Annotated in this window: 5 protein-coding genes, 1 tRNA gene and 2 pseudogenes; 2 read left to right on the forward strand and 6 right to left on the reverse strand. The window is 65.1% G+C overall.

All coding sequences use genetic code 11. The features are described from left to right. From ACFE7D_RS13210 to ACFE7D_RS13235, 6 genes and pseudogenes are all read right to left on the reverse strand, one after another. Positions 1-268, reverse strand: a pseudogene (locus ACFE7D_RS13210) (SET domain-containing protein-lysine N-methyltransferase); the annotation flags it as partial. 76 nt (positions 269-344) lie between these two features. Further along, complete coding sequence (dinB, locus tag ACFE7D_RS13215; protein ID WP_375395881.1) at positions 345-1,433, reverse strand: DNA polymerase IV; 1,089 nt, start codon at positions 1,431-1,433, stop codon at positions 345-347. 391 nt (positions 1,434-1,824) lie between these two features. After that, on the reverse strand, positions 1,825-2,496 hold the full coding sequence (locus ACFE7D_RS13220) for a hypothetical protein (RefSeq protein ID WP_375395882.1): 672 nt from the start codon (positions 2,494-2,496) through the stop codon (positions 1,825-1,827). Between the two features lie 172 nt (positions 2,497-2,668). Further along, positions 2,669-2,743, reverse strand: a tRNA-Glu gene (locus ACFE7D_RS13225). A 68-nt stretch (positions 2,744-2,811) separates the two neighbouring features. Further along, the gene (locus ACFE7D_RS13230) at positions 2,812-4,182 is read right to left on the reverse strand and encodes a class II 3-deoxy-7-phosphoheptulonate synthase (protein ID WP_375395883.1); all 1,371 of its coding nucleotides are present in this window, start codon (positions 4,180-4,182) and stop codon (positions 2,812-2,814) included. Positions 4,183-4,269: 87 nt separating this feature from the next. Further along, positions 4,270-5,205 carry a D-2-hydroxyacid dehydrogenase gene (locus ACFE7D_RS13235; protein ID WP_375395884.1) on the reverse strand — a complete coding sequence of 312 codons (936 nt, stop codon included), beginning with the start codon at positions 5,203-5,205 and terminating at the stop codon, positions 4,270-4,272. Positions 5,206-5,451: 246 nt separating this feature from the next. Here ACFE7D_RS13235 and ahcY point away from each other — a divergent pair, with 246 nt between their 5' ends. Continuing rightward, entirely contained in the window at positions 5,452-6,894 is a 1,443-nt protein-coding gene (ahcY, locus tag ACFE7D_RS13240; RefSeq protein ID WP_375395885.1) for an adenosylhomocysteinase, read from the forward strand. Positions 6,895-7,145: 251 nt separating this feature from the next. Then, positions 7,146-8,025, forward strand: a pseudogene (locus ACFE7D_RS13245) (histidine kinase); the annotation flags it as partial.

The following is an 8,025-nucleotide window of genomic DNA, read 5'->3' on the forward strand; positions in this document are numbered from 1 at the left end:
CAGGGGTCGGCGTGCGCCAGCGCGACCGGCGCCACATCGCCGCCGTCACGAGGACGCAGCACAAGGCCGAGAGGATGAAGACCCAGGCTTGCGGCGCGCCCGGGTTGACCGCAGCATAGGTCGCCGCCTCGACGCCCGTCGCCGCGCTCCAGATCAGCCAGGATGCGCGGTTGGGCTCGACCAGGTGGCGCGAGAGCCCGACGATATACACGCCGTAACCCAGCAGGCTCAATGCCACCGCGCCGGTGAACCACGGTTCGATCGTCATGTCCCCGCCCGAAATAATGGCCCTGGATATGGTAAACGAATGTGACGACTCCGTCCACGGGGGTATCGACGGAGTGTCAGAGCGGCAATCGCGGCTGCCGCTCGACGGACTCCCTTGCTGCGCCGCCGAAACCCGACAGCGTCATGCCGAGCAGCCGCACCCCACCAGGCACCGGCAGTTGCGCGGTCAGCAGCGCATGTCCTGCCTCGGCGAATACCGCACGATCGCCCGTCGGGACAGCAAGCGAGCGAGCGCGCGTGATCGTACGGAAGTCAGCATGGCGTAGTTTCAGCGTGATCGTCCGCCCCATGATACCCGCGCGAGCGATCCGCTCCCAAGCCGCCTCGATCACCCTGTCGAGCCCGGCGTGCAGGTCCTCGGGCGCGACCAGGTTGGTCTCGAACGTCCGCTCCGCACCTACGGACTTGGCGACGCGGTTGCTTCGCACGGGCCGGTCGTCCACGCCGCGCGCCGCCCGGAACAGATATCCGGCATAGGACCCGAAATGGGTTTCCAGCCATGGCAGCGACCGGTCGCGCAAGTCCGCCCCGGTCTCGATTCCCAGCGACGCCATTTTCGCCGCGGTGACCGGGCCCACACCGTGGAAGCGTTTGACCGGCAGGCTCGCGACGAACGCCGCGCCGCGGTCGGGCGGGATCACGCACATGCCGTCGGGCTTGTTCTGATCCGAAGCCAGTTTGGCGATGAACTTGTTGTAGCTGACGCCGGCCGACGCGGTCAGTCCGGTATCGATCGCGATCCGGGCGCGTATCTCCGCCGCGATCGCGCTGGCGGAGCCGAGCCCCCGGATATCGTCCGTGACATCCAGATACGCCTCGTCAAGCGACAGGGGTTCGATCAGCGACGCATAATCGGCGAAGATCGACCGGATTTGCCGCGACACGCTGCTGTACACGGCGAACCGCGGCCGGACGAACACCAGATCGGGGCACCGCCGGATCGCGCTCGACGACGGCATCGCGGATCGCACCCCAAACGCCCGCGCCTCGTAAGACGCCGCCGCCACGACCCCACGCGCCCGCGACCCCCCGACCGCGACGGGCTTGCCTAGGAGCGCCGGGTCGTCCCGCTGCTCGACCGATGCAAAGAATGCGTCCATATCGATATGGATGATCTTGCGCTGACGGGAAGGCGGGTCGTCCACGTTGTCTGGATAGCGCGATCGGCAGTCTCTTTCGAGCGAAGGATGGTCGATGCAGCAGGAACCAGCCAGGATAACTGGTAATTAGATAGATAATTACGTTTGTTCTCTGATATCTTGCTGCCGATTTCCTTCCGGCTGCTGTCTCGGCAGCGCATCAATCCATTGCCCGGAAACCAATTATGTTTACAAGAAAAATGGGCTGGCGCCGACCAGTCCCATTTTCGAATTAACGGCGATCGTGACGGTCGCCCATATCATCATGACGACTGCTATCGCCGTTCATCACGTGATGATGACAGTGATGCCGAGCATAGGCGGCACTAGCCATCGTGAGCTTCGCCAACGCGGTAATTGCCGACCCCCGGCGATGTCTGCATGCCCGAGATGCTGATCAAAAACGATAGCCGAATCGAAGCTGTGCGATCGGATAGACCTTGTATCCATCGACGTCGCTCTGAACGTTGCGACGTTCCTGATCGAGCTGCATCATGTATAGGGCGTTGGCCGCCAGCGTGCCGTCAGATTGAAAGTCTTGTATGTGAACAGCGCCCTGAAAAAGAGCGCCAGCTTCGAAGCCAAGCGTAAAATGCGATCCGACCTTAGCGACATAACCAAGCGTAGCTTGTGGTGCAAAATTCTTCGTTTCGCCGCGCCCCGAGATCGTACCGATTTGCGCGGGGGTGAAAACATCGTTGCCGATGCGGGTATTCTGTGTCGGCGTTCCGCTTAGCTGGCCATGATTGCCGTTCAGACGCGCGCCCCCCGACAGGAAGAACCCGCCGCGAAAGGGGTATAGGTCGAGCATGACGCCGCCCGATTGGAGATCGGCATGGCCGTGATATTCGATCCCGTCCGAACGGACGGTGTGGCCGAAGCCAAGAAAGGTCGCGTTCGCGCGCACGCCGATCAGGTGATCAATACGATAGGATAGCTCCGGTCCGACACCCTCGGTTCCCCCAGTCACCCCGATGGTTACGCTTCCAAGCGCCTGCTGCGCGCAGGCGCCAGTCACCGGGCAAAGGGCGGCAAGCGCGAATGCGCCAAACATTGCAACGCGCTTCATATACGATCTCCTCACAGGCCAATCCAACCATCCGTGCCGATGAATGAAAAAGGTTGGAAAATGATGAATTCGTACGGTACGACAGAGTGCCGAAGGCAAAATTGAACTTATGATCGAGACTTGAGCGTTGTCGTACGCCAGCCATCCGCTGTGAAGTAAATGTTAAATCTGGTGGTGACCCCTACGGGAATCGAACCCGTGCTTCAGCCGTGAAAGGGCCGCGTCCTAACCGCTAGACGAAGGGGCCGTCAGCAGAGGCGCGTCCATATGGGGGGCGGGGGAAAGCGTCAAGGCTCGCCCCGGCCCCGGGTTAACTCAGGCGGCTTTTCGGCGCTCCGCCATTTCCGCATTGAGCATTTCCGCCAGCAGGAACGCCATTTCCAGGCTTTGGCTTGCGTTGAGGCGCGGGTCGCAGTGCGTATGATAGCGGTCTGCGAGCGACTGTTCGGTCACATCGACCGCGCCGCCGGTGCATTCGGTGACGTTCTGCCCGGTCATCTCCGCATGGATGCCGCCGGCGTGCGTGCCCTCGGCACGGTGAACCGCGAAGAAGCCGCGGACTTCGGCAAGGATCCGATCGAACGGCCGCGTCTTGTAGCCGGTGACCGCCTTCACGGTATTGCCGTGCATCGGGTCGCAGCTCCACACCACCGGATGCCCCTCGCGCGTTACCGCGCGGATAAGGCGGGGGAGCGCGGCCTCGATCTTGTCGTAGCCGTAGCGGGTGATGAGCGTCATCCGGCCGGGAACGCGGTTCGGATTCAGCGTGTCGAGCATCCGCAGCAGGGCGTCGGAGTCGAGGCTGGGGCCGCACTTCACGCCGATCGGGTTGCCGATGCCGCGCAGGAACTCGACATGCGCGCTGCCTTCGAACCGGGTACGATCGCCGATCCACAGGAAATGTGCCGACGTGTCATACCAGTCGCCGGTCAGCGAATCGCGTCGGGTCAGTGCCTGTTCGAACGGCAGCAGCAGCCCCTCGTGACTGGTGTAGAAGCTGGTCTGCGCCAGTTGCGGCACCGTCTCGGGATCGATCCCGCACGCGGCCATGAACTCCAGCGCCTCGCCGATCCGGTCCGCCGTCTCGCGGTAGCGCTTCGCCCAGGGGCTGGAGCCCAGGAAATCGTGCGTCCAGCGGTGGACCTGGTGGAGGTTCGCATAGCCGCCCTGCGCGAAGGCGCGCAGCAGGTTCAGCGTCGCGGCGGATTGCGAATAGGCGCGGATCATCCGCTGCGGGTCGGGGCGGCGCGACTCCGGGGTGAAGGCGATGTCGTTGACGTTGTCGCCGCGGTAGCTGGGCAGTTCCACGCCGTCGATCACCTCGGTCGGGGCGGAGCGCGGCTTGGCGAACTGGCCCGCCATCCGACCCAGCTTCACGACCGGTAGTTTCGACGCATAGGTCAGGACGACCGCCATCTGCAGGATGACGCGGAACGTGTCGCGGATGTTGTTCGCGTTGTGCTCTGCGAAACTCTCGGCGCAGTCGCCGCCCTGGAGCAGGAACGCCTTGCCCGCCGCGACCTGCGCCAGATCGCGGGTCAGGCTGCGCGCCTCGCCCGCGAAGACGAGCGGGGGGAAGGTGGAAAGCGTGTCCGTCGCCGCGGTCCGGGCGGCGGCATCGGGATAATCGGGCTGCTGGCGGGCGTCGGAATGCGTCCAGCTATCGGGGGCCCAGGTCGCGGCCATGTCGTTCGTCCGGTGGTGGCAAGGAAGGCGGTTTCCTTGCGCGAAAACGGCCGCGGACGCAACGAAGCGCTGCTTGGCGGTGCCTCGTCAGTACCCCTGATCGAGATCGACCACGTTTATCATGGGCTTGCCCGCGCGATAGGCGGTCAGGTTCTTCAGGAACAGATCGGCGGCGCGGTGGAACATCTTCGTCTGGCTGCGGCCCGACAGGTGCATCGTGATGATGGCGTTGGGTGCGTCCCACAGTGGGTGATCGGCGGGGAGCGGTTCGGGTTCGGTCGGATCGAGCACGGCGCCCGCGATCGTCTTCGCCTCCAGCGCGGCGATCAGCGCGTGGTCGTCGATCATGTCGCCCCGCGCGATGTTGACGAGCCACGCGGTGGATTTCATCGCCGTCAGCTCGGATTCGCCGAACAAGGCCTTGGTCGCCCCGGTCGAGGGGGCGGCAAGGATGACCCAATCAAACTCCCCCAGCCGCTCACGCCACTGGTCGGGCATCAGCGTATCGTCGCGGCCGGAGCGAGTGACGCCCGTCACCGTGACACCGAAGCCCGCCAGCCGCTCGCCGATCATGCGCCCGATCGATCCGTATCCAATGACGAGCGCCTTCGTTTCGAACAGCTCGATCCGGCCGGGCGCATATTCAAGCCAATCGCGACGGTCCTGCGCGCGTACGACCTGGTCGAACCGCTTGGCCGCGGCCAGCACGCCCATCACCGCATATTCCGCGACCGCGATCGCGTTGATCCCGGCGCCGTTAGTGACGATCGTGCCGCGCCTGCCGAGTTCGTCCAGATCGAGCGACTCCAGCCCGGCGATTGCGGTGAACAGCCATTTGAGCCTGCCGCCCGCAGCGACGGCTTCCCGAGTCAGTCCGTGCGGGGGCAGATCGACCCAGGCGATATCGGCGTCGGCGATGGCGGCGACTGCCTCCTCCCGGCTTGCGACCCAGTGGACGTCGAGGTCTTCGGGGAGTTGGGGGACGAGGAGCGAACGCGCGATGGCGGGGAGGACGACCTTCATGCCGGGCCTTGTGGACCCGGTTGGGGAGGGGCGTCCAGCGTGGATCGACGGGTCTCGTGCTCCTGCGAACGCAGGAGCACGGGATAGCAAGCGTGACGCTCGTGGCTCTGGGCTCCTGCGTTCGCATGAGAACAGTTGCCCTTCGGCGGAGCGGGGAACAACATATAAAGACATCTTTATATTTGATTTGGACAACATCGACGCCTATGTGGCGGGCTTCCGGCACGGGCACGCGGCCCGCCGATCATGCCTTCAGGAGACTTCCTCGTGGCCACCACGCTCGAGCGCGCGAAGACCGATTACGTCGTCGCCGACATCAAACTCGCCGATTTCGGTCGCGCGGAAATCAACATCGCCGAGACCGAGATGCCGGGCCTGATGGCGCTGCGCGAGGAATTCGGCGCGGCGCAGCCGCTGAAGGGCGCGCGGATCACCGGTTCGCTGCACATGACGATTCAGACCGCGGTGCTGATCGAGACGCTGACCGCGCTCGGCGCCGACGTCCGCTGGGCGACGTGCAACATCTTCTCGACGCAGGACCATGCCGCCGCCGCGATCGCCGCGACGGGCGTGCCGGTCTTCGCGATAAAGGGCGAGAGCCTCGCGGACTATTGGGATTATGTCGGCGACATATTCAACTGGGGTGCCGACACGGACGGTGAGACCGCGAACATCATCCTCGACGACGGCGGCGACGCGACGATGTTCGCGCTGTGGGGGGCCAAGCTCGAGGCCGGCGCGACGCTGGGCGAGCCGGAGAACGACGAGGAAGTCGAGTTCCAGCGCGCACTGAAGGCGTATATCGCCAAATACCCGGGCTATCTGACGCGGACGGTCAGGAACCTGAAGGGCGTGTCGGAAGAGACCACCACCGGCGTCCACCGCCTGTACGAGATCGCGAAGAAGGGCGAGCTGCCGTTCCCCGCGATCAACGTGAACGACAGCGTGACGAAGTCGAAGTTCGACAATCTGTACGGCTGCAAGGAATCGCTGGTCGATGCGATCCGCCGCGCGACCGACGTGATGCTGGCCGGCAAGGTCGCCTGCGTCGCTGGCTTCGGGGATGTCGGCAAGGGCTCCGCCCAGTCGCTGCGCAACGGCGGCGCGCGCGTGATGGTGACCGAGATCGATCCGATCTGCGCGTTGCAGGCGGCGATGGAAGGCTTCGAGGTCGTGACGATGGAAGAGGCGGTGCAGCGCGCCGACATCTTCGTGACGGCAACCGGCAATGCCGACGTCATCACCGCGGATCACATGAAGGCGATGAAGCCGATGAGCATCGTGTGCAACATCGGACACTTCGATTCGGAGATCCAGATCGCGGCGCTGTCGAACTACGCCTGGACCGAAGTGAAGCCCGGCACCGACCTGGTGAAGTTTCCCGACGGCAAGCAGATCATCATCCTGGCGAAAGGCCGCCTCGTAAACCTTGGCTGCGCGACGGGGCATCCCTCGTTCGTGATGTCGGCGAGCTTCACCAACCAGACGCTCGCGCAGATCGAGCTTTGGACCGCTGGCGAGAAATACAAGAACGAGGTGTACGTCCTGCCCAAGCATCTCGACGAGAAGGTTGCCGCGCTGCATCTGGAAAAGCTGGGCGTGAAGCTGTCGCAGCTCACGCCGAAGCAGGCGGGCTATATCGGCGTGCCGGTCGAGGGGCCGTTCAAGCCGGATCATTACCGGTATTGATCCTAGCCTGATCGGTAGCGCGAAGGGGTTCTGCCGAAAGGTCGGGCCCTTTTTCGTTTGCTGCAGCAGCATACTCCGTCACCCCGGCCTCGCGCCGGGGTCCATCGTGCGGCGAAACCAATGGCCTGCGGATTCGCGGCAGGATGGATGCCGGATCAAGCCCGGCATGACGGCTTGGATCGCCAATCCCAATTCCCACTCGCACCATATCGCTCTAGACCTGCCGCGATGAACCGCCCGGACCTCCCGATATGATCCTGCTGGGAACCGCCGCTGCCGTGGCGGCGGGGGCAGTGCTGTTCGTCGCGATCGTCGGCGCGGGGGCGATGCTGTTCGTCGGCCTGCGCGCGCGTGCGGAAGCTGCCGCTGTCGCGGTGGACAATTCCCGGCTCGATGCGATGCTTCGCGCCGCGCCTGCGCTCGCCACGATCGTCCGGGCGGACGGGCGGGTCGAGATGCCGCAGCGGATGGCGGACTGGCTCGGGCTCGCCGCCGCGCCCGTGGCACTCCGCGAACTGGCGCAGGGCAATGCCGGGCTTACGCCGGAGGACGCCGCCACGGTCGCCGGCGATGTCGCGGCGGCGCAGCGAACCGGCAAGAGCTTTGTCCGCGCGGTTCGCCCGATCGGATCGGCGCGCGCGATCACCTTGCGCGGGCAGCGTGCGCCGAGCGCGATGGCGAGCGCGGGGGGCGTCGTCATCTGGGCGTTCGACGCGACCGACAGCGAGACCGAGATCGCGCGATTGTCCGCGGACAATGTCCGGCTGGAGACTGCGTTCGATGCGCTGACCGGGCTGATCGAGGCGGCACCGATGCCGATGTGGTACCGCGAACCCGACCTGAAACTGTCGATGGTGAACTCGGCCTATGTCGAGGCGGTCGAGGGGCGCGGTGCAGCGGATGCCGTCGCGCGGCAGCTGGAACTGGTCGAGGGATCGGGGCGCGGCGGGCCGCTGGCGGGGGCGTCGGCCGCGCGCGAGGCAGGACGGCCGCACGACCAGATCGTGCCGGTCACCATTGCCGGTGCACGGCGATCGCTGCATGTGTTCGACGTGCCGCTGCCGACCGGCGGGATCGCGGGCTTCGCGGTCGATATCCAGGAACTGGAACAGGCGCGGTCGGGTGCGAAGC

Source organism: uncultured Sphingomonas sp., from assembly GCF_964244235.1.
Classification (GTDB): Bacteria; Pseudomonadota; Alphaproteobacteria; order Sphingomonadales; family Sphingomonadaceae; genus Sphingomonas.

What these genes read in the sequence shown, in the direction of transcription:
- ACFE7D_RS13230 (WP_375395883.1), bottom strand. Translation starts at nt 4,182, where the DNA reads ATGGCCGCGACCTGGGCCCCCGATAGCTGGACGCATTCCGACGCCCGC.
- ACFE7D_RS13235 (WP_375395884.1), bottom strand. Translation starts at nt 5,205, where the DNA reads ATGAAGGTCGTCCTCCCCGCCATCGCGCGTTCGCTCCTCGTCCCCCAA.
- ACFE7D_RS13220 (WP_375395882.1), bottom strand. Translation starts at nt 2,496, where the DNA reads ATGAAGCGCGTTGCAATGTTTGGCGCATTCGCGCTTGCCGCCCTTTGC.
- ahcY (WP_375395885.1), top strand. Translation starts at nt 5,452, where the DNA reads ATGCCTTCAGGAGACTTCCTCGTGGCCACCACGCTCGAGCGCGCGAAG.